This is a genomic window from Croceitalea vernalis (genome assembly GCF_031846405.1).
In the GTDB taxonomy this organism is placed as follows: domain Bacteria; phylum Bacteroidota; class Bacteroidia; order Flavobacteriales; family Flavobacteriaceae; genus Croceitalea; species Croceitalea vernalis.
Window position 1 is genome coordinate 627,088 of sequence record NZ_JAVRHU010000002.1, and the last position, 22,354, is coordinate 649,441.

At 34.3% G+C, this 22,354-nt stretch carries 25 protein-coding genes; 12 read left to right on the forward strand and 13 right to left on the reverse strand.

The features are described from left to right. Positions 1–28: 28 nt before the first annotated feature. Both dapA and RM520_RS09200 read right to left on the reverse strand, forming a co-directional pair. Positions 29–919, reverse strand: coding sequence for a 4-hydroxy-tetrahydrodipicolinate synthase (gene dapA, locus RM520_RS09195; protein ID WP_311387803.1), 891 nt, complete (start codon positions 917–919; stop codon positions 29–31). Continuing rightward, on the reverse strand, positions 919–1,455 hold the full coding sequence (locus RM520_RS09200; protein WP_311387804.1) for a DUF6913 domain-containing protein: 537 nt from the start codon (positions 1,453–1,455) through the stop codon (positions 919–921). Before RM520_RS09200 ends, dapA begins: the two co-directional genes overlap by 1 nt. Positions 1,456–1,524: 69 nt before the next feature. Between RM520_RS09200 and RM520_RS09205 the strand changes: the two genes are divergently transcribed. The 3 genes from RM520_RS09205 (at position 1,525) to RM520_RS09215 (ending at position 5,237) form a co-directional block, all read left to right on the forward strand. Then, positions 1,525–2,286, forward strand: a complete 762-nt coding sequence (locus RM520_RS09205) for a 5'-nucleotidase C-terminal domain-containing protein (protein WP_311385416.1) — start codon at positions 1,525–1,527, stop codon at positions 2,284–2,286. Position 2,287: 1 nt separating this feature from the next. Further along, a complete protein-coding gene (locus RM520_RS09210) occupies positions 2,288–3,202 on the forward strand; it encodes a metallophosphatase (protein WP_311385417.1) in 915 nt (304 codons plus the stop codon). Positions 3,203–3,410: 208 nt separating this feature from the next. After that, complete coding sequence (locus tag RM520_RS09215) at positions 3,411–5,237, forward strand: Xaa-Pro dipeptidyl-peptidase (protein ID WP_311387805.1); 1,827 nt, start codon at positions 3,411–3,413, stop codon at positions 5,235–5,237. A 13-nt stretch (positions 5,238–5,250) separates the two neighbouring features. Here RM520_RS09215 and RM520_RS09220 read toward each other — a convergent pair whose 3' ends face one another. Further along, positions 5,251–5,553 carry a hypothetical protein gene (locus tag RM520_RS09220; RefSeq protein ID WP_311387806.1) on the reverse strand — a complete coding sequence of 101 codons (303 nt, stop codon included), beginning with the start codon at positions 5,551–5,553 and terminating at the stop codon, positions 5,251–5,253. Positions 5,554–5,562: 9 nt separating this feature from the next. After that, positions 5,563–6,144 carry a M23 family metallopeptidase gene (locus tag RM520_RS09225; protein WP_311387807.1) on the reverse strand — a complete coding sequence of 194 codons (582 nt, stop codon included), beginning with the start codon at positions 6,142–6,144 and terminating at the stop codon, positions 5,563–5,565. A 22-nt stretch (positions 6,145–6,166) separates the two neighbouring features. On the opposite strand from RM520_RS09225, the gene RM520_RS09230 reads away from it, so the two are divergent. After that, a complete protein-coding gene (locus tag RM520_RS09230) occupies positions 6,167–7,189 on the forward strand; it encodes a DUF3089 domain-containing protein (protein WP_311387808.1) in 1,023 nt (340 codons plus the stop codon). Between the two features lie 25 nt (positions 7,190–7,214). Here RM520_RS09230 and ligA read toward each other — a convergent pair whose 3' ends face one another. Genes ligA through RM520_RS09250 form a run of 4 tightly spaced genes read right to left on the reverse strand, consistent with a single transcriptional unit; the run spans position 7,215 to position 11,173 of the window. Further along, the gene (ligA, locus tag RM520_RS09235; protein ID WP_311387809.1) at positions 7,215–9,209 is read right to left on the reverse strand and encodes an NAD-dependent DNA ligase LigA; all 1,995 of its coding nucleotides are present in this window, start codon (positions 9,207–9,209) and stop codon (positions 7,215–7,217) included. A 29-nt stretch (positions 9,210–9,238) separates the two neighbouring features. Further along, on the reverse strand, positions 9,239–9,820 hold the full coding sequence (locus RM520_RS09240; RefSeq protein ID WP_311387810.1) for an LOG family protein: 582 nt from the start codon (positions 9,818–9,820) through the stop codon (positions 9,239–9,241). Then, complete coding sequence (gene prmC, locus RM520_RS09245; RefSeq protein WP_311387811.1) at positions 9,821–10,681, reverse strand: peptide chain release factor N(5)-glutamine methyltransferase; 861 nt, start codon at positions 10,679–10,681, stop codon at positions 9,821–9,823. It abuts the gene before it with no gap. Positions 10,682–10,684: 3 nt separating this feature from the next. Then, a complete protein-coding gene (locus RM520_RS09250) occupies positions 10,685–11,173 on the reverse strand; it encodes a GNAT family N-acetyltransferase (RefSeq protein ID WP_311387812.1) in 489 nt (162 codons plus the stop codon). A gap of 30 nt (positions 11,174–11,203) precedes the next feature. On the opposite strand from RM520_RS09250, the gene ribD reads away from it, so the two are divergent. From ribD to RM520_RS09270, 4 genes are read left to right on the forward strand one after another with little or no spacing between them, the layout of a single operon-like run. Continuing rightward, positions 11,204–12,256, forward strand: coding sequence for a bifunctional diaminohydroxyphosphoribosylaminopyrimidine deaminase/5-amino-6-(5-phosphoribosylamino)uracil reductase RibD (ribD, locus tag RM520_RS09255; protein WP_311387813.1), 1,053 nt, complete (start codon positions 11,204–11,206; stop codon positions 12,254–12,256). Next, positions 12,249–12,851 carry an HAD-IA family hydrolase gene (locus tag RM520_RS09260; RefSeq protein WP_311387814.1) on the forward strand — a complete coding sequence of 201 codons (603 nt, stop codon included), beginning with the start codon at positions 12,249–12,251 and terminating at the stop codon, positions 12,849–12,851. Before ribD ends, RM520_RS09260 begins: the two co-directional genes overlap by 8 nt. Further along, entirely contained in the window at positions 12,851–13,714 is an 864-nt protein-coding gene (locus RM520_RS09265) for an EamA family transporter (RefSeq protein WP_311387815.1), read from the forward strand. The genes RM520_RS09260 and RM520_RS09265 overlap by 1 nt, the downstream gene beginning before the upstream one ends. 6 nt (positions 13,715–13,720) lie before the next feature. After that, positions 13,721–14,332 (forward strand): IMPACT family protein, encoded by a 612-nt coding sequence (locus RM520_RS09270; RefSeq protein ID WP_311387816.1) that lies wholly within the window; start codon positions 13,721–13,723, stop codon positions 14,330–14,332. Here RM520_RS09270 and RM520_RS09275 read toward each other — a convergent pair. Further along, on the reverse strand, positions 14,321–14,719 hold the full coding sequence (locus RM520_RS09275; protein ID WP_311385430.1) for an acyl-CoA thioesterase: 399 nt from the start codon (positions 14,717–14,719) through the stop codon (positions 14,321–14,323). The genes RM520_RS09270 and RM520_RS09275 overlap by 12 nt on opposite strands. A gap of 206 nt (positions 14,720–14,925) precedes the next feature. Here RM520_RS09275 and dnaA point away from each other — a divergent pair, with 206 nt between their 5' ends. From dnaA to RM520_RS09290, 3 genes are read left to right on the forward strand one after another with little or no spacing between them, the layout of a single operon-like run. Next, positions 14,926–16,350, forward strand: coding sequence for a chromosomal replication initiator protein DnaA (gene dnaA, locus RM520_RS09280; RefSeq protein WP_311385431.1), 1,425 nt, complete (start codon positions 14,926–14,928; stop codon positions 16,348–16,350). Between the two features lie 12 nt (positions 16,351–16,362). Further along, positions 16,363–16,824: a low molecular weight protein-tyrosine-phosphatase gene (locus tag RM520_RS09285; RefSeq protein ID WP_311387817.1), complete on the forward strand. Its 462-nt coding sequence runs from the start codon at positions 16,363–16,365 to the stop codon at positions 16,822–16,824. Beyond that, positions 16,814–17,524: an SAM-dependent methyltransferase gene (locus tag RM520_RS09290; protein ID WP_311387818.1), complete on the forward strand. Its 711-nt coding sequence runs from the start codon at positions 16,814–16,816 to the stop codon at positions 17,522–17,524. The genes RM520_RS09285 and RM520_RS09290 overlap by 11 nt, the downstream gene beginning before the upstream one ends. 46 nt (positions 17,525–17,570) lie before the next feature. On the opposite strand, the gene RM520_RS09295 is transcribed toward RM520_RS09290, so the two are convergent. From RM520_RS09295 to dapF, 4 genes are all read right to left on the reverse strand, one after another. Beyond that, the gene (locus RM520_RS09295; protein ID WP_311387819.1) at positions 17,571–18,215 is read right to left on the reverse strand and encodes a lysozyme family protein; all 645 of its coding nucleotides are present in this window, start codon (positions 18,213–18,215) and stop codon (positions 17,571–17,573) included. Between the two features lie 149 nt (positions 18,216–18,364). Further along, positions 18,365–19,411, reverse strand: a complete 1,047-nt coding sequence (mltG, locus tag RM520_RS09300; RefSeq protein WP_311387820.1) for an endolytic transglycosylase MltG — start codon at positions 19,409–19,411, stop codon at positions 18,365–18,367. Next, positions 19,408–19,932 (reverse strand): GNAT family N-acetyltransferase, encoded by a 525-nt coding sequence (locus RM520_RS09305; protein ID WP_311387821.1) that lies wholly within the window; start codon positions 19,930–19,932, stop codon positions 19,408–19,410. Before RM520_RS09305 ends, mltG begins: the two co-directional genes overlap by 4 nt. Beyond that, positions 19,926–20,714, reverse strand: coding sequence for a diaminopimelate epimerase (dapF, locus tag RM520_RS09310; RefSeq protein WP_311387822.1), 789 nt, complete (start codon positions 20,712–20,714; stop codon positions 19,926–19,928). Before dapF ends, RM520_RS09305 begins: the two co-directional genes overlap by 7 nt. Before the next feature lie 185 nt (positions 20,715–20,899). On the opposite strand from dapF, the gene RM520_RS09315 reads away from it, so the two are divergent. Then, positions 20,900–22,291 (forward strand): S1C family serine protease, encoded by a 1,392-nt coding sequence (locus tag RM520_RS09315; protein WP_311385438.1) that lies wholly within the window; start codon positions 20,900–20,902, stop codon positions 22,289–22,291. The last annotated feature ends 63 nt before the right edge of the window (positions 22,292–22,354 follow it).

The window sequence follows — 22,354 nt, forward strand, 5'->3', positions numbered from 1 at the left end:
CAATCATTTTAGGCAAAGTTTAACGCAATTAAGCATTTACTATAGATTTAGTCTTCATAAAAGTCACTATTCTTTTAGTCAAATCTTCACTTGCTTTAACCAATGGTAATCGTACTTTATTGTCAGCGATATTTAATAGTTGTAAAACAGTTTTAATGCCTGCAGGATTTCCTTCTTCAAAAATTAAATGCATTCCATTTAAAAGAGTTTGATGAATTTCATATGCCGGTTCAGAATCTCCTCTTAAACCCAAGGCAATCATCTTAGAAAACTCTTTTGGCAATCCTTGGCCAAGCACTGATATTACCCCTGAACCACCAGCCAATACTGTAGCTAAGGCCGTAAAATCATCACCAGAAATAACATGAAAATCTGGATTTTTATGCTTCAATATTTCATCTAATTGCAACATATCTCCGCAGGCCTCTTTAATGCCAATGATATTATTAAAGTCATTTGCTAAACGTAATGTTGTTTCTGGGAGCATATTACTTCCTGTTCTAGAGGGCACATTGTACATAATTATTGGCAGGGGTGTCGCCAAAGACAGAGCTTTAAAATGTTGATAAATTCCCTCTTGTGTGGGTTTACTATATGCAGGTGATACTGATAATACAGCTTCATAGTCTAAAAAATCTATTTCTTTAAACTGTTGTACTAAATCATGAGTATTATTACCTCCATGACCAACAACTAATGGCAACCTACCAGCATTTACCAAAGAAACCGTTTTCATAACAAGATTCTTTTCTTTTGTAGAAAGTGTTGCGGCCTCGGCAGTTGTGCCTAATACCACCAAATAATCAATACCATTTGCAATTTGATATTCCACCAGGTTAGTCAATGAACTAACGTCTACATTTCCTCTGCTATCAAAAGGGGTAACAAGAGCAACCCCAGTACCAATAAAACTATCCATTATGCTATTTCTTTAAATACCTTTAAATACTTGTTTAATTCTGATTTAAACATTTTAAAGTCTTTCAAATCTGTACTGAACATCAAGTCGTTAATTTTACTGTCTACTCCAGTAAATCCAACACGAAGTCTTGCATAAATCTTTGCTGTTAGTAACTTCAGCATTAATCTGTCTTCTTTGTAGTAATTGATTAATAAATCATATTCTCTACTTACAAATTCAGCTACATGACTGTTCTCAATCGAACCGTTCCAACCCATATCTTTATCAGTAAAAAACTGAATTGAAAATGGAGTATTTTTATCGTGGCCCCGCTTGTAGCCTATAATTTGAATAGCATTGGGTGGTAACCCAAAATCTTTCCTTAGCTCATTAAAATGATCTGCATTTGGAAAGTTATCCATATCAACAATACAAGCAATTGTCTTTATACCTTTTTCGCGATTGGCTGGAACCTTTGGTTTTGCCAGTTCGTCTTCCAAGTATTTAAGACTAGACTTAACTTTAAATTTATCTTGTATAGCTCGAAATATCATTTACTAATATGCATTTTTGCAAATGTAATTAATATCCTAACTTACTAGGTAACGAAGATAAATTAGAATATGAATTTAAAAATTCAACATTTTGTTATAATTATAACAATTGTGTTTTCTTCATGTGTAGATAATGTTGAGAATCCTCATCAAATAGTTGCCAAAGAACTCCCTATTACCCCCTCAATAACTACCAACGATTCAATTGCCAATTTTATAGCTCCGTATCGGGAACGCATAAATACCGTTTTAGACAGTACTTTATCTTATGTCACCAGTGATTTAGTAAAAGATGATGGTAAAAGAAATACATCAGCAGGTAATTTTATGGCTGATGCAGTATTAGCACAAGCTAATCCAATTTTCAAAACAAGAACTGGCCAAGAAATAGATTTTGTTGTTCTTAATCATGGAGGAATCCGATCAATAATTTCTAAAGGTAAGGTCAATGCACGAACTGCTTATCAAATTATGCCTTTTGAAAATAGTATTGTCGTTGTTGAAATGAGTGGCACTTCAGTCAAACATTTACTTACTTTTCTTGCGAAATCTGGCAGAGCTCATCCGGTTGCTAACACTAAATTGAAGCTTGACAATCAATATAACTATTTGAAGATTGAAATAAATGGTGCTCGATTTAACGAAAATCAAACCTATTATGTAGCAACGAATGATTACTTAGTTCAGGGTGGAGATGATATGGGGTTCTTCAAGAATCGGTCTTCAGTCACTAACCTAGATTATTTGGTTCGTAATTCTATAATTGATTATTTTAAAAAAATGGATACTATTTCCGTATCTGTTGACGACCGTTTCATACAATTAAATTAAAATGAAAAGACGTTCTTTTATTTCTAAAACAACAGCAACCGGAGCTTTTCTCGGCCTTGGCGGTTTAAGCTTGAGTTCTTGCAAGGGCAATAGTTCAAAGCAAATAACCATTCTACACACTAACGATGTTCATAGCCATATTGACCCTTTTCCGAGTGACCATGCAAGGTTTGCTAATTTAGGTGGCTTAGCAAGAAGAGCTAATCTGGTAGAACAGATCAGAAATGAAAATCCGAATACCCTTCTATTCGATGCTGGTGATATATTTCAAGGTACTCCATATTTTAATTTTTATGGTGGTGAACTTGAATTCAAATTAATGAGCATGTTAAAATATGATGCTGCTACCATCGGTAATCATGATTTTGATAATGGGATAGATGGTCTTTTAGCTCAAACACCACATGCTAAATTTGAATTGCTTTCTGCAAACTACAACTTTAAGAATACCGTTATGGATGGTTTTGTAAAGCCATACCAAACCTATTTGGTTGACGATATTAAAATTGGTGTTTACGGACTTGGTATTGCCTTAGATGGTTTGGTTACTAAAAAGTTATACAAAGAAACTGAATACGAACAGCCATATGATGTGGCTTTAGATATGGAACGTTTGCTTAAGGAAGATGAACAATGTGATATTATTATATGTTTATCGCATTTAGGCTATGATTATCAGGGTAATGCAAATAGACCTGATGACGTAACTTTAGCAACAAAAACAAGCTACACCAATTTAATAATTGGAGGGCATACCCATACATTTTTAGATAAACCAACCGTTAAAACCAATGCTGATGGAATGCCCGTTTTGGTGAACCAAGTAGGTTGTTATGGTCTCAATTTAGGAAGAATTGATTTCTATTTTGACCAAAATAAAAATATAACTGCAGACGGAATAAGCGTCTCTGTCTAGTTTCAGATTTAATCTAAACCATGAATACCATGGTTTAAACCAAACAATGGCACGCTCCACTTAAATCTCGCAACTTCAGTAATTAGGGTTAGGTTTATATCTTCAATGCATAAATTTGGTTTGAACGATGAGTTTTTATCTTATTGATGGTAATATTTTTAGTTGACACCCTAGTTTTCATTATTTTTATTTAATTCAATAATTAAACATGAAAAAAAATCTCTTTTTATTTATCCTATTGCTTAGTCCCTTTTTTCTGATTCTAGGGCAAACATCAACAGCAACTCCAATTTTTAAAGATGGTGAAGCACAAATAGTGGAAGCCTTTTCAAATCCTTCAAGTTGGTTGCGTCATGATTTATTTGTAGAAACAGAATTTGATACAGATGGCGATGGTAAGTTAGATAGAATGCATGTTTCTGTCACTAGACCTGAACAAACCGAATCTGAAGGATTAAAGCTTCCAATAATATACGTTTCTAGTCCTTATTTCGCTGGAGTTGCCCCGAATATTGAAGGCTTGTTTTGGGATGTTAATCATGAACTAGGTGAAATGCCTAAACCAAGAGTTCATGCGGAGGTTACTCGACGTGGTGAACGCCCAATTATTTCGAACTCACATATTAAAAAATGGGTGCCAAGAGGTTATATTGTTGTGCACTCCTCATCACCTGGTACAGGCCTATCGCAAGGGTCGCCAACAGTAGGTGGTGATAATGAATCGCTTGCTCCAAAAGCAGTTATCGATTGGCTGAATGGTAGAGCAAAAGGGTATACAGAACCTTATGGTAGTGAAACTATTGAAGCATATTGGTCCACTGGTAAAGTCGGCATGACCGGCACATCTTATAACGGTACAATACCGCTGGCTGCGGCCACAACTGGTGTTGATGGCCTTGAAGCAATTATACCCATTGCACCAAATACATCTTATTATCACTATTATCGTTCTAATGGATTGGTTCGTTCTCCGGGTGGGTATTTAGGAGAAGATATTGATGTTCTATATGATTTTATTCACAGTGGGGCTGAAGACAAAAGACCCTACAACAATAAAACAGTTCGCGATACCGAGATGAAAAATGGTATGGATAGAATTACTGGGGATTACAATGATTTCTGGGCTGGTCGTGATTACTTAAATGATATGAAACCTATGAAAGCAGCCCTTTTAATGTCTCACGGTTTTAATGATTGGAATGTAATGCCTGAGCATAGTTACCGTATTTATAAAGCTGCGAAAGAGAAAGGCTTATCCGTGCAAACATATTATCATCAAAACGGACATGGTGGACCGCCACCTATTACTCTAATGAATCGATGGTTTACTAGGTACCTTCACGGTATAGAGAATGGGGTAGAAAAAGACCCAAAATCATGGATTGTTCGCGAAAACGATACGCAAAGTAATCCAACTTCTTATCCTGACTTTCCTAATCCAGAGGCTGATTTCGTTCAGCTTAATTTGACTAAAGGAGGTAACTCAAGCGGCATACTAAATTTTGATAAAAAAAATGCCCAAGGAAATGAAACCTTAATTGATAATTATACAATTGCAGGAGAGGATTTGGCGCAGCTTGCGAGTTCGGAAAATCGTTTACTATATGTTAGCCCAAAATTAAAACAAGAACTTCATATTTCCGGTGTTCCGAAAATAACGGTTAATATATCAAGTAATAAACCAGCTGCAAATTTATCTGTTTGGTTGGTATCTTTGCCATGGAACGAAGATTCTAAAGCCAAAATAACAGATAATATCATTACTCGTGGTTGGGCTGACCTCCAAAACTATAAATCATTGACTGAAAGCGAACCTTTAAAACCTGGAGAGTTTTATCAAATGACTTTTGAACTAATGCCAGATGATCAAATTATACCTTTAGGTCAACAAATAGGGCTGCTTGTTTTTAGTAGTGACAAAGAGTTTACCCTGCATCCTGAACCAGGTACCGAACTGACTCTAGATTTGGATAAAACACATTTGGAATTACCAATTATTGGAGGTAAAGAAAAATTGCAAATGGCATTTCAATAAAAACTAGGTCGTTTTAAGAAGTAGTTGACAAATCTTCAAAGATTTGTCTAATTTCATTTTCAATTGAGTCATCACAATATGGTTTTCTGGCCTGTGAATACCAATATTGTGCATTGAACTTATCACCTTCTACTCGGTGTAAATGAGCATGAATCCAACTACCTTCTGTAGTATCTAAGTCTTGAGCTATATCATGAGAAGCATCCCATTCTTGTTTTGCTGCATACCATAATGATTTTAACCAAAGTGGCCAATCCATTGCTGGTTTACGATTGTTTAAGGTAGTTTTAAATGCATCAAAATTGCTAGGAATCATCATATGAGGTTATAGTCTAAGCCAAGAATCTGGATTTAAGTAAAACATTTTTTTCCAACCTTGAACAGCTTCTTTATCCTTTAAACCCAAGTATGGAAACGGAGTGGTAATTGCATAATGTAAATGTGGTGGTTTTCCTTTGGCATTTCCGGTATCACCTACTGTGCCTAAAACAGTTCCTCTTTTTAATGGTTGAAAAGTGAAGGCTTGTACTTCGTTTAAATGAGCATAATAATGAAAACGCCATTTAGGGCCAAGCACCATAACGGACTTCCCTCCTTTTCCACCTTCAGAAGTATAGATTACTATTCCGTTTGTTGAGGCCAAAACTGGTGTACTTCGATCAGCAAAAATATCAATACCCTTATGGGTTATTGAACTACCCCACGGATACGCCCAAAAAGAGTCTTTTGCCCAATCATTAACTGTTGCGCCTTGAACCGGAATAATCATGTTTTGTGGAATAAAAAAACCAATGATTATAATCACTAGTGGTATCCAAAACCATTTTTTAAAATACCGATGGCGCACTAAGAAGGCAAAACTCGATAAGAATAAAAACCAAAACCGTCTTGTAGTGTTCGTTATCATATCTTTTTCTAAATTAGACATTATGAATAAATACCTCCTATTTGTTTTTTTGTTTTTAATCATTTGCTTGTCGTCCTGTAAATCATACGGACCTACTACTACCTTTGAAAACACAGCTCCAGAAGGTATTGACTATGGTAATCTAGCGCATTGGGCCGCCCATCCTGATAAAAGAGATAATTCTGATTTAATTCCAGGTTCAGATGCGGCACCAGCTCTTAATTTAGCCGCTGATGTTTTTTTTATTCACCCAACTATTTATAATAACAAAGGGAAGAATTTGGCATGGAATCCAAGTATTTCCGATTCCGTGTTAAATAATCGAGTGGATAACTCAACTATCAAATTTCAGGCAAGTGCATTTAATGCCGCTGGCAGAGTATTTGCTCCACGCTATAGGCAGGCACATTTAGTTAGTTATACAACTGATGATAAAGCATCAGCGAAGAAAGCATTCGCTTTAGCCTATTCCGATGTAAAAAATGCCTTCGAGCATTACTTAAAATATTACAACAATGGTAGACCCATAATAATAGCTAGTCATAGCCAAGGAACAACACATGGCGGGCCTTTAATTAAAGAGTTCTTTGATGGCACGCCTTTGCAACAACAATTAGTTGCCGCATATTTAATTGGGATACCGGTTCCCAAAAATTATTTTGAGCGAATCTGGCCATGTGAAGATCCTGAGGGTCTAAATTGTATCATTTCGTGGCGTACATTCAAAAGTGGATATATTCCTGATGATAGGCCAATCGGAGATGATATTTTAGTTACCAATCCATTGAACTGGACACTTGATACAACCTATGTTTCTAAAGTTAGAAATAAGGGAGCCGTATTACGCAATTTTGATAAAGTTTTACCACGCCGTGTGGATGCACAAATTCACAATGGCGTATTATGGGCCAACAAACCAACATTTCCTTGGAGTTTTTTATTAAGAACAAAAAACTACCATATTGCTGATATTAATTTTTATTACATGAATATTAAGTTGAACGCAAAGCGAAGAGTCGATAAATGGTTAGAAGCCAGAAACTAGAATTATTGAATTGATTTTAGTTGGCTTAAACCATATTTAAAAAATCTTGCTCTGAAATAATCGGCACTTCTAAATTTTCTGCTTTAGTTCGTTTACTGGGTCCCATTTTATCTCCGGCAACTAAAAAAGATGTTTTTGATGAAATTGAAGAACTTACCTTGCCCCCATTATCTTCAATTAATTTTTTAAGTTCAGTTCTACCTAAGCTTTCAAAAACACCAGATACTACAAAAGTTTTACCTTTTAAGGTATCTGATTGACTCTCTAATTGCTCTTCCGATAATGAAAACTGTAAACCATAGGTTTTAAAACGAGAAATAAGCTCAAGGTTAGTTTCATTTTCAAAAAATTGTAAAACGCTTTCTGCTATCCTTTCTCCAATTTCGTCAACAGCAACAAGTTCTTCTTGCGATGCAACCATTAAATCATCAATGTTTTTATAGGCCTTGGCTAATTTTTTAGCCACTGTTTCTCCAACATACCGAATGCCTAATCCGAATAAAACTCTTTCAAAAGGAATTGATTTTGAAGCGGCTACGCCTTTAACTAAATTATCAGCAGACTTCTCAGCCATACGCTCAAGTGGCATAATCTGTTCCTTAGTCAATGTATATAAATCAGCGTAGTTCTTTATCAAACCCTTTTTAAATAAAAGCTCAACTGTTTCACCACCTAAACCTTCAATATCCATGGCTTTACGAGAAATAAAATGTTGAATTCGACCGGTAATCTGCGTTGGGCAACCCGTATCATTTGGACAGAAATGCTGTGCCTCACCATCTTTTCTTACAAGTAGTGTTTCACATTCTGGGCAATGGGTTTTATAGTTTGTTGGGATAGAATTCTTGGGTCGTTTTGTAAAATCAACCGCAATGATTTTAGGGATAATCTCGCCTCCTTTCTCCACAAATACAGTATCACCTTCTCTGATATCTAATTTTTCAATTTGGTCAGCATTGTGCAAAGAAGCTCTTTTTACAGTCGTACCGGCTAATAAAACTGGCTGTAGATTAGCAACTGGTGTAATGGCGCCAGTTCTGCCAACCTGATAGGTTATTTTATTTAAAACAGTTGAAACTTGTTCAGCCTTAAATTTATAAGCCATGGCCCATCTTGGTGCCTTGGCTGTAAAACCTAACTCTTCTTGATGTCTTAAACTATTAACTTTGACAACTACACCATCCGTTTCATAAGGTAAATCATGTCGTTTAACATCCCATTCCTCAACAAAGTTCATTACATCATCCGTGTTTGAACAGTGTTTAGCGACTTTTGGCACTTTGAAGCCCCAAGAACGTGCTCTTTCAAGCATTTCATATTGCGTATCAAAATTCAAATTTTTACCCACGATACTATAAAGCAAACACTCTAATGGGCGTTTTGCCACCTCAGCACTATCTTGTAATTTTAAACTGCCAGAGGCCGTATTACGAGGATTCATATACGCTTCTTCTCCATTAGCAAGACGCAATTGATTCATTTTGGCAAAACCTTCCAATGTCAAAATAATTTCGCCTCTGATGTCAAATTTTGAAGGGTAATCACCTTTTAATTGTAATGGAACTGATTTTATAGTTTTGATATTTGCAGTGACATCATCGCCTTGAAAACCATCACCCCTAGTAACGGCGCGCACTAGTTTTCCATCTTCATAAGTTAGACTTATAGATGCCCCGTCATACTTTAATTCGCAAGTAAAGGTTACATCAACATCACCAAGAATTCGTTGCATTCGCTTCTCCCAATCTTCTAAATCTTCTTTAGAATAAGAATTATCTAGTGAGTACATTCGAGTTTCATGAGAGATGGTATTAAAATTTTTAGTCACTGAACCTCCGACTCTTAATGTAGGTGACGTAGCATCATAGTATTCAGGATATTGGGTTTCTAGACGCTGCAATTCTTTAAGTTTTATGTCGAATTCATAATCAGAAATAATGGGTTTATCAAGAACATAATAATTGTGATTATGTGTTCTCAATTCATTTCGTAATGCCTCAATCTTTGATTTTATTTCCATATATCAATTCGCTAAGAGTAGAACGCTAATTAAGTTTGGTCTTTCGTTATCCATTTTGGAACAGGCACTGGCTCGTAAAGAGACATTTTATTTAAAACACCCTCAACACTATCATCAACGAGCAACATATCAAAATTTATTTGCTTCACAAAACCCTCTTCAACCATATGGCCTAGCATATTCAAAAGAGAATTATAAAAACCATTTGTGTTCAAAATACCTATTGGATAGCGATGTAAACCTAATTGCCCCCAAGTCAGCATCTCAAAAAATTCTTCAAGAGTACCATAACCTCCTGGTAGCATAAGAATCCCGTCGGATAATTCATGCATTTTCATTTTGCGTTGATGCATATCTTTCGTGATAATTAACTCATTCAATTTAGGGTGATAAACTTCTTTCTTTTTTAAAAATTCAGGTATAACTCCAATGACCTCTCCATTAAATTGCAACACTGCATTGGCGATTGCACCCATAATACCAATTTTAGCACCTCCATATACCAGACCAATTTTTTTTTGTGCCAATGTTTTGCCTAGTATATGTGCTTCATTAGCATAGCTTGGGCTAACACCTAGACTACTACCACAAAAGACTACAATTCGCTTCATTTATATATTTTTACAACACTTCAGCATTCGATCGTTCCCAAAAATATCTTTTTTTAGACTAATGTTTTCAAAATTTTCTTGTTCAAAAATCAGTTGTGTTTCTTTACCTAAATACTGATTAATCTCAAGATAAAGATTACCCCCATTTTTCAAGTGTTTTTTAGAGAAATAGGCAATAGCCTTATAAAAAAGAAGGGAATCATTGTCTGGCACGAAAAGAGCAGTATTAGGTTCATGATTTTTTACATTATTAAGCATGTCATCCTTTTCAGATTCTCGCACATAAGGAGGATTTGAAACTATAATATCAAATTGCATATTCATGGATAAATTTCGGTCTAAAATATCTGCTTTTTCAAAACTAATATTTACTTTGTTTCTATCGGAATTCTTAATCGCAATTGACAATGCTTTTTGCGAAATATCTATAGCATGAACATTAAGTTTCCTTAAATTAGCTGCCAATGCAATGGCTATACAGCCACTCCCAGTGCCAATATCTAAAACCTTAACATCTTGATTAAACTTCATTGAACAATCATCAATAATCCATTGAACGAGCTCTTCTGTTTCAGGCCTAGGAATTAAGGTATGTTCATTAACTTCAAAGCTTAAGTCCATAAAAGTAGCTTCTTTAAAAATGTACTGTAAAGGCTCTTCTTTAACTAATCTTGTTAGCGTCTCAAACAAGGGTCGTTCTTCTGACTTACTTAAGGTATAATTAGGCTGCATTACCAAAATAAATCGTTCTAGTTTCAAGTAGAACTCTATTGAACGAAAAAAGAAACTATCAATCTCTTCTTTTGGATAAAGTTCAGAAAGCTCTTTATGATAAATCAATTTGATTTCGGACAATTGCATTGACTAAAAGTTTTTTATCATATAAACAGGGCACGAACTATGTCCAGTGCATCCCATGGCTTCTTCCAAATAGCTAAAACCATTTTTTTGATATAATTTTTGAGCTGTTTTCATGTGCGGCATAGTTTCTAAGTAACAGCTATCGTATTTAAAACCCCTAGCTTTATTTAAGCAAATAGTTATTAATTTTTGTCCGAATCCTTGTCCTCTCAATTCCGGCAAAAAATACATTTTTTGTAATTCACAAATATTCTTTCCTTGGTTTGCGAGTGGAGCAAAACCACCACATCCTATTATCTTATTATTTTGTACGATAACATAGAATTCCGCTTTTGACATATTCTGGTATGCTTCATACAAGCAATCCAATTCTTCATCTTCATAAGCTGTACCTACTTTAGTAATTTCTAACTCTTCAAAAACATTGCGAATTAATTTAGCAACCTGTTGATTATCTTTAGCTTCTATTTTACGGATAGTAGGCCCTGTCATCTTGCCGATTTATTATATTATTTTTACAAGGTGAATATAGATGAAAAATACCTTTTACGTTGTATTCAACTCGCGAAAAATGGTTTAGGCTCAACTGCCCCGAACCCTATGGTCGGCGCTGTTTTGGTTCATAATAATGAAATTATTGGAGAGGGCTATACGAGCCCTTATGGTGGGCCGCATGCAGAAGTTAATGCTATTAATTCAGTATCAGATAAGTCCTTGTTGAAATCTGCTACTTTGTATGTTACTTTAGAACCCTGTTCACATTTTGGTCTTACTCCACCTTGTTCAGATTTAATTGTTTCAAATACTATTCCTAAAGTGGTTATTGGTCTACAAGACCCGCATAAGAAGGTGGCGGGTAAAGGCATAGCTAAACTCCGTTCCGCGGGCTGTGAAGTGAAGATTGGTGTGCTCGAAAATGAATGTAGAGAACATCACAAAAGATTTTTGACATTTCAAGAAAGAAAACGGCCCTACATCATTTTAAAATGGGCGGAAAGTTCCGATGGGTTTATCGCGCCTGAAGTCCTTAAGAGAAAAAATAATCCAGAACCCTATTGGATTACAAACATACATTCTAGACAGCTAGTTCATCAATGGCGTAGTGAAGAACAAGCCATTTTAGTAGGCACAAATACTGTTAAAGAAGATAACCCCAAACTCAACGTAAGAGATTGGCAAGGAAATTCACCAACAAGAGTTATTATTGATGCAAATCTTGTATTAAACTCTGAACATAATATTTTTGATAAGTCAATAAAAACAATTGTTGTGCATCATCACAAGGCAAAAGCAAAAAAGCAAACTAAAATTATTTATGAAGCTATTGATTTTGGTGAAAACACGATAAGCCAACTGTGTTCCATTCTTTATAAGCATCATATTACTAGTTTGATTGTAGAAGGCGGCAAAAAAACGCTTCAAAGTTTTATTGATGAAAATATTTGGGACGAAGCTAGAATATTTAAAGGAACAAAAGTATTTGAAACTGGGCTCAAAGCTCCAGAAATTACTGGTGAATTAATATCATCTAAAAAAATTATAAACGACACGCTAACCGTTATAAAAAATGATTAAAAACCTTATCCTTGACTTTGGCGATATTTTTATCAATTTAGATAAAACGGCAACCCCTAAAGCTATGTCTAATTATGGATTCAAGAACACAACGCCACAATTAGAGAAGTTATTTAATGACTATGAAAAAGGTTTGTTTAGCTCGGATTATTTTCTAGATAAAACTGGTACACTGTTTTCATCGGCAACAAAACAAAACTTAATTGATGCTTGGAATGCTATTTTGCTTGATTTTCCAGATTATCGTTTAGAATTTTTAGAAAAGTTAGCACAAGAAAATAATTACCGTCTATTCCTTCTAAGTAATACCAATGATATACATATAGAGCATGTAAAATCAAATATTGGTTTAGAAAAATTTAATCGGTTTAAGAATTCTTTTGAAGTATTTTATTTGTCTTATGAAATGGGTATGCGAAAACCTGACGCGGAAATTTTCGAATTTGTATTAAAAGAAAATAACCTTAATGCCAATGAAACCCTTTTTGTTGATGACACCAAAGAAAATACTGATTCAGCGGCAAGCTTAGGAATTCAAGTTTGGAATTTACAAGTTGGTAAAGAAGATTTTATTGAATTAAAAAATCATCTTTAATGCTAGACTTGCTACTTAGCATTTTTTGTTCCTCGTTAATTTTTGTAATTTTCAAATTGTTTGATACTTATAAAATTCAAACACTGTTCGCAATAATAACGAACTATATTGTTGCCTGTATTACGGGCCTACTATTTTATCAAGAACCGATTTCATTTTCTGAAATTCCAACAAAATCATGGTTCTGGGGCACTATACTATTGGGGGTTCTTTTTATTTTGATTTTTAATATTATGGCAAAAACGGCCCAAGCGGTTGGCGTTGCTGTAGCATCGGTTGCTACTAAAATGTCCCTAGTTATACCTGTTCTAGTGGGCGTTGTTGCATATCATGAACAATTGTCCATACTTAAGACAATAGGTATACTTTTAGCTTTAGCCGCAGTCTATTTCGCTTCTTTAAAAACTAAATCAATTAAGTTTTCCAAGGAAGTTTTCATTCTACCTGTATTAGTTTTTTTAGGTTCTGGAATAATTGATGCCAGTATTAATTATTTTAGAGAAACAAAATTGAATTCAGTGGAATTCCCAATTTTTTCGGCTACCGTATTCGCAGCAGCGGCTTGCACAGGGTTTGTTTTTATTTTTTTAAAATCAATAAAGACACCTTTAAAAATAAATTTTAAAAACATAATTGGCGGCATAACTTTAGGCGTTCCAAATTACTTTTCTATCTTTTTTCTATTACGAGCCTTACAGAACGAAAGTTTAAACAGTGCGTCTATTTTCACAATTAACAATGTGGCCATTGTTATGTTCTCCACTTTACTTGGAATACTACTTTTTAAAGAACAACTAAGTTTTAAGAATTGGATAGGAATTTTATTAGCTGTAGTTAGTATAGTTTTGGTAGCATTTTTCTAATAAATTATGATGGAAGATATATACAAGACTATAGCTATACCCTCCAAAGAGATTCTTTATAAAGACCGCAAGAGCAAATTCTTCGGACGCTCTTTTCCAATTAGTGCTGAAGAAGATGTAAAGCTCATCATAGAAAAATTAAGAAAAAAATATCAGACTGCAGGTCATATTTGTTATGCTTGGCAACTTGGTGTTTCGGAAATTAGTTATAGAGCAAACGACGATGGAGAACCTAACAATTCGGCAGGAATGCCCATCTATGGCCAAATCAAAGCATTTGAACTAACCAATGTTCTAGTTGCTGTACCAAGAGTATTCGGAGGCACTAAGTTGGGTGTTGGCGGATTAATACAAGCTTATAAAGCTACTGCACAGCTAACCTTAGAAGAATCAACAATTATTGAAAAATTTATCTCGGTTGAATTCGAAATAAAATTTGAATACAAGAATTTAGATAAGGTTATGCGTTTGATAAAACAATTAGACTTAATTATCAAACAGCAAAAAATGGAACTTTCTTGTTCCATAATAATTATTGCGAGAAAAAGCTTAGAGGGAAAAATATTTAAAATTTTTCAAGAACTTCATGAAATAAGTTTTAAAAAATTAGAAAGTTAATTTCTCTAAAATATATTCTGGACATTTAATCGGTCTATTTGTCTTTTTGTCTATAAAGGCTAAAACAGTGTTTGCCGTTGCGAGCAATTCTTCGCTTTGATTGTAGATGTTATAATTAAATTCAATTTTAACTAATGGGGAATTCAATAATGTTGTTTCTACAGTAATCAAGTCATCATAAATTGCAGGTTTTTTGTACGTAACTTGTAAGTGAATTACCGGTAATATAATTCCTTCATTTTCCATACTTTTATAGCTAACTCCCAGAGACCTAAGCCACTCCACCCTACCCATCTCAAGGTACTGGGCATAATTACCGTGGTACACCACACCCATTTGGTCGGTTTCACCATATCTAATCCGAAAAGAAATTTTGTGAGAAGTCATATTATTTAACTAAAAAGTATATATTTATAGGCTTTGTTTTCGCGACCGGAACATGAGAAAAAAAAAGAATAAATTCAACCAATTAATCTTTTTTTTTTAGATTTTTTGTTCACATATTTGTCGCTCTTATGATGGAAGGTCAACCCCCACTTTTTGTTAATAAGAATGAAGCTTAATTACTAACCAAGAAACAAGGAATAATTTTTATGAGTGTTACTGCTACTTCCGTATGGAACAATTGTTTGGCTTTTATCGAAGATAATATCCAACCGCAGGCATTCAAGACATGGTTCCTTCCCATCAAACCTGTTCGTCTTCAAGATAATGCTTTAAGTATTCAGGTGCCGAGCAAGTTTTTCTACGAATGGTTAGAAGAACATTATGTTAAGCTTTTAAAAGTTGCGCTTAGAAAAGAACTAGGTGCCAACGCGAAATTGGTTTACATCATTAAGATGGAAAACAAATATGGCAATAATGAGCCATTTACTGAAAAAATTCCAAGTAGTAATAGATCAACCATGGCTCCTCAAGAACTTGATGTACCTATTACTTCTAAAAATCCAGAATTAAAAAATCCTTTTGTAATTCCTGGAATACGTAATATTAAAATTGAATCTCAGCTAAATCCTAACTATAATTTTGAGAATTTCCTTGAAGGAGACTCCAATAGGCTTGCTAGGTCTGCAGGTATGGCCGTTGCAAATAAACCGGGTGGCACTTCTTTTAACCCTTTGTTGGTTTTTGGAGGTGTAGGTTTAGGAAAAACACATTTAGCTCATGCTATTGGTGTTGAAATAAAAGATAAATACCCCGAACGTACGGTTCTTTATATTTCTGCAGAAAAGTTTACTCAACAATATATAGAATCTGTTAAAAAGAATACTAGAAATGATTTTATTCATTTCTATCAATTAATTGATGTTCTTATAATTGATGATGTTCAATTTTTATCCGGAAAATCAGGTACACAAGATGTATTCTTTCACATCTTCAACCATTTACATCAAAATGGAAAACAGGTTATCTTAACGTCTGATAAGGCACCCGTTGACATGCAAGATATTGAACAACGTTTACTATCTAGATTCAAATGGGGTCTTTCAGCAGAGCTTCAAGTCCCTGATTATGAGACTAGAGTTTCCATATTGAAAAATAAATTATATCGCGATGGTGTTGAGATGCCTGATGAAATAATTGAACATGTCGCAAAAAATATCAAGTCAAATATTAGAGAATTAGAAGGTGCGATAATATCATTGATTGCTCAATCATCCTTTAATAAGCGCGAAGTTACTTTGGAATTAGCGCAACAAGTCGTTGAGAAATTTGTTAAAAACACCAAACGTGAAGTCTCTATAGATTATATTCAAAAAGTAGTATCTGACTATTTTGAAATGGATGTGGCCACTTTACAATCAAAGACTAGAAAACGTCATATTGTACAGGCAAGACAATTAGCAATGTTTTTTGCTAAAAAATTCACAAAAGCCTCATTAGCCAGTATTGGTTCACAAATTGGCAAAAGAGACCATGCTACGGTTCTACACGCATGTAAAACAGTCGATAACCTTGCCGAAACTGACAAACAGTTTAGAAAATATATTGAGGATCTCAATAAAAAATTCACCTAATAGTTTTATTCCATGATTCGAGTTTTAATGGTGTGCCTTGGTAACATTTGTAGGTCACCATTAGCTGAAGGTATTTTGCGGTCAAAAGTGAATGACAATAAAGTAATTGTGGATTCTGCTGGTACTGCGGGATACCATATTGGTAAACATCCAGATAAAAGATCTATAGCAATTGCTCAAGAATATGGTATAGACATTAGCCAACAAAAATGCCGAAAATTTATTCCATCAGACTTTGATGCATTTGATTTAATATATGTGATGGATAAAAGCAACTATGCGGATATTTTGGACCAAATTAGAACTGAAAATGATATAAAAAAAGTTGACTTATTGTTACATGATACTTCTTCAGCTTTACAAGAAGTTCCAGACCCGTATTATGGTGGTTTAGATGGATTTGAAAATATTTATCATATGATTAATGAAGCATGTGAAGTAATAGCAAGAAAACTAGAAAATAATGAAGGCTAAAGGAAAACTTTATTTAATACCTACTACATTGGGTGATAATGCCCCTCTAGAAGTTTTACCCATTTCTATTAAAGGTGCCATTGACAATATTGACTATTACATCGCAGAAAATGAAAAAACCGCAAGACGTTTCATCAAAAAAATACATGCACGAAAATCTCAACCAGATTTACATGTTGAACAGCTTAATAAATTTACCGACCCATCTGAAATACCCTCTTTTCTTAATCCGTGTTTAGAAGGATTTAGTGTTGGTTTATTATCCGAAGCTGGTTGCCCCGGGATAGCGGACCCTGGTGCCGAAGTTGTTCGAATAGCACACCAGAAAAATATTCAAGTTGTACCAATGGTAGGCCCTTCATCAATTTTGCTAGCAATGATGGCCAGTGGTATGAATGGACAAAATTTTGCTTTCAATGGTTATTTACCTATTGATGGTTCAGAAAAAAAAGCTGCTTTAAAGAAATTAGAACGACATTCAAGAGATTTTCAGCAATCTCAGATATTTATTGAAACACCTTATAGAAACGATAAATTATTTGAAGAGTTAAAAAAAACCTTACAATCAAATACCTTATTAAGTATAGCCTCTGATATTACTTTACCCACCGAGTTTATTCAAACGAAGACGGTTTCAGAATGGAAACATGTGACAATCAGTTTGCATAAAAAACCTACGATCTTTATTTTTCAAGCATAAAAAAACCAGACATACATCTGGTTCTTTTATATTTTTAAAAGTAAGCCTAAACCTTTGGGTTATGCTGTGCTTTAATCTTAGAAATATTATAATTGGCAAATTTCTTCATGTAATGTGCTATGTTACTTCCATAAGCATCAGAAAAATCATTTTGTCCATAGGATCTAAGATACTTTTTTACATTTCCTGCACCTGCTAAATGAGCAGCGGCGACCATTCCTGATTCTGAAATAATAACTCCATTTATTCTTTTACCAACAAAACGTTTGATGTCTCGTCTTAAAATCCATTTATTACGAGCCACATTCAATTCAAATATTCTTTCTTGTAAAACAGGATCATTTAAAAAATAAACAGCATTTGAAACCCCCATCAGTTTTAAAGTTGATGAACCAAATTGATACTTACCTAAATAACCTAATGAGTTTACAATTTCATATTTACCTTGAGATTCTTTAAAAGCCAAAGCTTCTTTAAATCCTACATATGATTTACCTAAAAGTATCGGGCTACCCTGGTCTTCTTGATTTTGAAAATCAATCAAAGAAGGAACATAAGATAAATATGTGCTAGTTACCTTTAATTGAAAAGGTACTTCAACAACACTTTTACTTTTGAACGAATATGTTCCAAAGCTGGTGAAAATTATTATTATTGCGAGATGACCTAAAAATCCAATCCATCTTTTCATAACTCATAAATTTATAGTTCGGGGAGAACTTTAATTTAAGCGGGCAAATATAGTGGGGGATTTTTATAAGCGAGGCATAAAACTGCTAAGAATTTCTTAAACTAGTGGTAAATAACGTTAAACCGTCATAAAAACACGATGAAGTAGCATTATCTGCTAATATTCTGCTCGTTTAACCACCTGATGTACTGTGCTTTATTTCGGTTATGTTGCGTTAGACTCTTTGCGAACATATGATATCCGAAGTTTGAAATATTGGAAACCATATATAGATAATCATGTTTTTCCGCGTTCAAAACACCTTCAATTGAAGAAATATCAGGCATTGTAATTGGACCTGGAGGAACACCAATATTTTTATAGGTGTTGTATGGAGAATCAATTTCTAAGTCTTTATACAATACTCTTTTAATTATGGTATCATAATTACCCGTTTCCTTCTTTATCGCAAAAATTACCGTTGGGTCAGCCTGCAGATACATTCCTTTTCTTATCCTATTCAAATATAACCCCGCAACTCGCGGTCTTTCGTCAATCTTCGCAGTTTCCTTTTGCACTATGGCTGCTAAAGAAGTGATTTCTGCTGGTGATAAATTTAAAGCTTGAGCCTTGGATAGTCTTTCTTCATTCCAAAATTTATCATACTCCTTCTTCATTCGAGCTCTGAATTCTTCTGCATTTGTATTCCAGAAAAATTCATAGGTATTGGGTAAATACATGCTCAATTTGGTATCGTCATTAAAACCATTTTCTTTAAGAAAAACATCATCATTTAAAATCTTCAGGAGGCTTAGAGTATCGGCTTCAATTTGAGATGAAATTCTCCCAGCCAGCGATTTTAAGTTTTCTTGATTGTTAAAAGAAACTTTTACAGGTTGGTTTTGACTTCGTAGTGTATTAATTATATCGTTATTATTCATTCCTTTTGAAAGAATGTATTTACCAGCTTTTATATTATTTGAATACCCTTTCCGCTTTGCAACAGCTTTAAAGGAAGATACATCATCCAATAATGGACTTAACTGTGCACTGACGTCATCAATAGTAGCATCGGAAGAAATAAACAGATAAGCCTCTTCATTAGCAAAAGTTGTATTAGGAGAAAATATGGCGTTATATATGTTGTAGACAAAGAATCCGCAAATAACTAGGCCCAATATGGCGGTAGCCCAAAGTACTTTTTTAAGGTTTTTCAAGATTTAAATTTTTGGTATAAAATTTCGTTTTTAAAACTTCCATTTGAAAATACCCAATCTTTTTTAAGTCCAACAGCAGTAAATCCAAGTTTCTCAAAAACTTTAATACTGTTGGTATTACTTTCTAAAATATTGGCGTACACTTGATGCAAGTTTAGTATGGAAAAAGCATATTCACAAAAAACAGAAATTGCCTCGGCTCCAAATCCCTTGTTTCTATCATCTTGATTTTTTATTATCAATCCTAGCCCAGCTTTTCGATTCTTAGGGTCAAAATCAAACAAATCGATTAAGCCTATTACTTCCTCTGATGCATTGCAAATACATAATCGTAATTGTTTCACTTCGTAAATATCACGATGAGCATTATCTAAATAAAATTCAAGAACCGCCTTGGAGTATGGTGTCTGTGTACCACTTAGTTCCCAATTGTCAGTATCATTCTCTAAATGATATAAAAAATCTAGATCAGTAGGCTCTAGAGCTCGCAAATAAATTTGTTTACCACTTAATTTTAACATGAAATGGACCCTTTAAATACTAAACTCGCATCGCCAATCAATTGAACATTGGTATAAACACTACCTTTTGAGCTAAAATTGACTCTTAATTCTCCACCCTTTGTAACAACTTTAATTTGATTGCTTTTCGTCTTTTGGTTTTGAAACATGGCTAAAGCCACAGCTGTCACTCCAGTGCCGCACGAAAGCGTTTCTCCTTCAACACCCCTCTCGTAAGTTCTTATGCTAAAAGTATCATCATTTAGTTGGCTAACAAAATTAACATTGCTTCCTTCTTTGCCATAAATTCCATATCTGATTTTTGCACCTTCTAGTTGTACCTCTAAATTATCTAAATCAGATACCAATTGAACATGATGAGGAGAACCTGTATTTAAAAAGGAGTATTTTTCTCTAGATTGAATGTCGGAAACATCAATCATTTGTAACTTAACTATAGTACCTTCAATACTAGCGTGATGAATACCGTCAACCGCCATAAAATTTGTTTCCGAATCAATTATATTTAAGTTTTTTGCAAAAGCAACAATACATCGTCCACCATTACCACACATTGTACTCTGATTACCATCAGAATTATAATAAACCATTTTGAAATCTGAAGATTCGTGATTTTCTAGTAAAATCAGACCATCAGCTCCAATACCAAATCTTCTATCACATAAAAAAGCCACTAATGAAGTATCTTCTTTGGGAAAAAAATTACTGCGATTATCAAAAAGTATGAAATCATTACCAGTGCCTTGATACTTATAAAAGTTGAGTTCTAACTTAGCCTTCATCAGACAAATATAATGTATTCTTTAAGTTTTTTTTTGCAGTTAAAAAGGCGTTAAACTGTTAAAATCAATTAGGAAATTGAACTAATTTTAGACTATTGAACTCAATGTAGAATTTAAAGTATAAAAAAGTGCCAACCTCTTTGGCAATCATTTATGCTCTTTTTAAAATGATAAATCATATAAAAATGAAAAAAACTGCAAGTCTATTTTTAGTTGCCCTGTTTGCAGGTGTAATAACCTTAGGGTCTTACAAATTATTTTTTGAAAACAATACGATAACGTATTCTAGTAAAGAAGAAACACCTTTTCTGAAAACTAATTCTAATATTAATTTTGCCAAGGCTGCCGCACTCAATGATATTGATTTTACCATTGCCGCCGAAAAAACAGTCAATGCGGTAGTACACGTTAAAAACATGACCACGAGTAAAAGCAACCCCATCTCAGGTTTCTTTTATGGTTTTGAAAGTAATCAGCAACCACAAATTGGAAGCGGTTCAGGAGTGATTATTTCTGCAGATGGATACATAGTTACAAATAACCATGTGATAGATAAATCGCAACGCTTAGAAGTTGCCTTAAATAACAACAGAACTTATGAAGCCGAAATAATTGGTGCTGATGCCAATTCGGATATTGCTTTATTGAAAATTAATGTAGAAGAGCCCTTACCATATTTAGCATTTGGAGATTCTGACGGCACACGTATCGGTGAATGGGTTTTAGCAGTTGGTAATCCATTTAATCTTACATCCACAGTTACAGCAGGAATCGTTAGTGCGAAAGCTAGATCAATTTCGAATAGAACGAATCAATCCTTTATACAAACAGATGCTGCCGTAAATCCAGGAAATTCAGGTGGTGCACTTGTGAACACTAATGGAGAATTAATAGGTATCAACACCGCAATAACTTCGCAAACGGGTTCTTACGTGGGTTATTCTTTTGCAGTACCTAGTAACATAGCTAATAAAGTAGTTAGTGATCTTTTGGAGTTTGGCAGAGTACAAAAAGGAATATTAGGAATATCTGCCGTTAATTTAAACTCGCGGTTCGCACAGGAAGAAGGACTTAATGAAATTGAAGGGGTCTATGTTGCTGGAGTTGAAGAAGAATCTGGCGCTGATGCAGCAGGGCTTGAAGAAGGAGATATTATCAAACAAGTAGACAACGTGAAAGTCAGTAAGTTCTCAGAATTAACTGGTTACCTTTCTGCCAAAAGACCAGGAGATCAAGTTGAAGTGGCTATTGAAAGAGGTGGCAAAAGAATAACCAAAGAGGTTACCTTAAAAAAACAGCTTTCAGTGCAATTACCTATAATGGGATTAACCGTGAAAGAACTTTCCAAAAAAGATGAAAAAATATACAACACAAAGAATGGAGTGAAAATCACAAATGTTCCTGAACGTTACGCTGATTATGGTTTGCGAGATAAAGTAATAGTAAAAGTTGATGACAATGAAATTGACAATATTGAAGATGCAAAATCGAGCTTCAGCAAAATTTCAAGATATGGTCGAACGAGTATGACATTATTAAGTAAAGATGGAGAACGAGAACGACTAATTTTTCAGTAAAATAATCATAAAAACGCCTCTTAATTGAGGCGCTTTTTTTTATAAACAAATGGTTTACGAAAA

What these genes read in the sequence shown, in the direction of transcription:
- dnaA (WP_311385431.1), top strand. Translation starts at nt 14,926, where the DNA reads ATGAGTGTTACTGCTACTTCCGTATGGAACAATTGTTTGGCTTTTATC.
- RM520_RS09315 (WP_311385438.1), top strand. Translation starts at nt 20,900, where the DNA reads ATGAAAAAAACTGCAAGTCTATTTTTAGTTGCCCTGTTTGCAGGTGTA.
- RM520_RS09270 (WP_311387816.1), top strand. Translation starts at nt 13,721, where the DNA reads ATGATGGAAGATATATACAAGACTATAGCTATACCCTCCAAAGAGATT.
- RM520_RS09240 (WP_311387810.1), bottom strand. Translation starts at nt 9,820, where the DNA reads ATGAAGCGAATTGTAGTCTTTTGTGGTAGTAGTCTAGGTGTTAGCCCA.
- RM520_RS09305 (WP_311387821.1), bottom strand. Translation starts at nt 19,932, where the DNA reads ATGTTAAAATTAAGTGGTAAACAAATTTATTTGCGAGCTCTAGAGCCT.
- dapA (WP_311387803.1), bottom strand. Translation starts at nt 919, where the DNA reads ATGGATAGTTTTATTGGTACTGGGGTTGCTCTTGTTACCCCTTTTGAT.
- RM520_RS09265 (WP_311387815.1), top strand. Translation starts at nt 12,851, where the DNA reads ATGCTAGACTTGCTACTTAGCATTTTTTGTTCCTCGTTAATTTTTGTA.
- dapF (WP_311387822.1), bottom strand. Translation starts at nt 20,714, where the DNA reads ATGAAGGCTAAGTTAGAACTCAACTTTTATAAGTATCAAGGCACTGGT.
- RM520_RS09205 (WP_311385416.1), top strand. Translation starts at nt 1,525, where the DNA reads ATGAATTTAAAAATTCAACATTTTGTTATAATTATAACAATTGTGTTT.
- RM520_RS09220 (WP_311387806.1), bottom strand. Translation starts at nt 5,553, where the DNA reads ATGATTCCTAGCAATTTTGATGCATTTAAAACTACCTTAAACAATCGT.
- RM520_RS09250 (WP_311387812.1), bottom strand. Translation starts at nt 11,173, where the DNA reads ATGACAGGGCCTACTATCCGTAAAATAGAAGCTAAAGATAATCAACAG.
- RM520_RS09230 (WP_311387808.1), top strand. Translation starts at nt 6,167, where the DNA reads ATGAATAAATACCTCCTATTTGTTTTTTTGTTTTTAATCATTTGCTTG.
- RM520_RS09200 (WP_311387804.1), bottom strand. Translation starts at nt 1,455, where the DNA reads ATGATATTTCGAGCTATACAAGATAAATTTAAAGTTAAGTCTAGTCTT.
- RM520_RS09210 (WP_311385417.1), top strand. Translation starts at nt 2,288, where the DNA reads ATGAAAAGACGTTCTTTTATTTCTAAAACAACAGCAACCGGAGCTTTT.
- RM520_RS09295 (WP_311387819.1), bottom strand. Translation starts at nt 18,215, where the DNA reads ATGAAAAGATGGATTGGATTTTTAGGTCATCTCGCAATAATAATAATT.
- RM520_RS09285 (WP_311387817.1), top strand. Translation starts at nt 16,363, where the DNA reads ATGATTCGAGTTTTAATGGTGTGCCTTGGTAACATTTGTAGGTCACCA.
- RM520_RS09225 (WP_311387807.1), bottom strand. Translation starts at nt 6,144, where the DNA reads ATGATAACGAACACTACAAGACGGTTTTGGTTTTTATTCTTATCGAGT.
- ligA (WP_311387809.1), bottom strand. Translation starts at nt 9,209, where the DNA reads ATGGAAATAAAATCAAAGATTGAGGCATTACGAAATGAATTGAGAACA.
- RM520_RS09275 (WP_311385430.1), bottom strand. Translation starts at nt 14,719, where the DNA reads ATGACTTCTCACAAAATTTCTTTTCGGATTAGATATGGTGAAACCGAC.
- RM520_RS09215 (WP_311387805.1), top strand. Translation starts at nt 3,411, where the DNA reads ATGAAAAAAAATCTCTTTTTATTTATCCTATTGCTTAGTCCCTTTTTT.
- prmC (WP_311387811.1), bottom strand. Translation starts at nt 10,681, where the DNA reads ATGCAATTGTCCGAAATCAAATTGATTTATCATAAAGAGCTTTCTGAA.
- RM520_RS09260 (WP_311387814.1), top strand. Translation starts at nt 12,249, where the DNA reads ATGATTAAAAACCTTATCCTTGACTTTGGCGATATTTTTATCAATTTA.
- RM520_RS09290 (WP_311387818.1), top strand. Translation starts at nt 16,814, where the DNA reads ATGAAGGCTAAAGGAAAACTTTATTTAATACCTACTACATTGGGTGAT.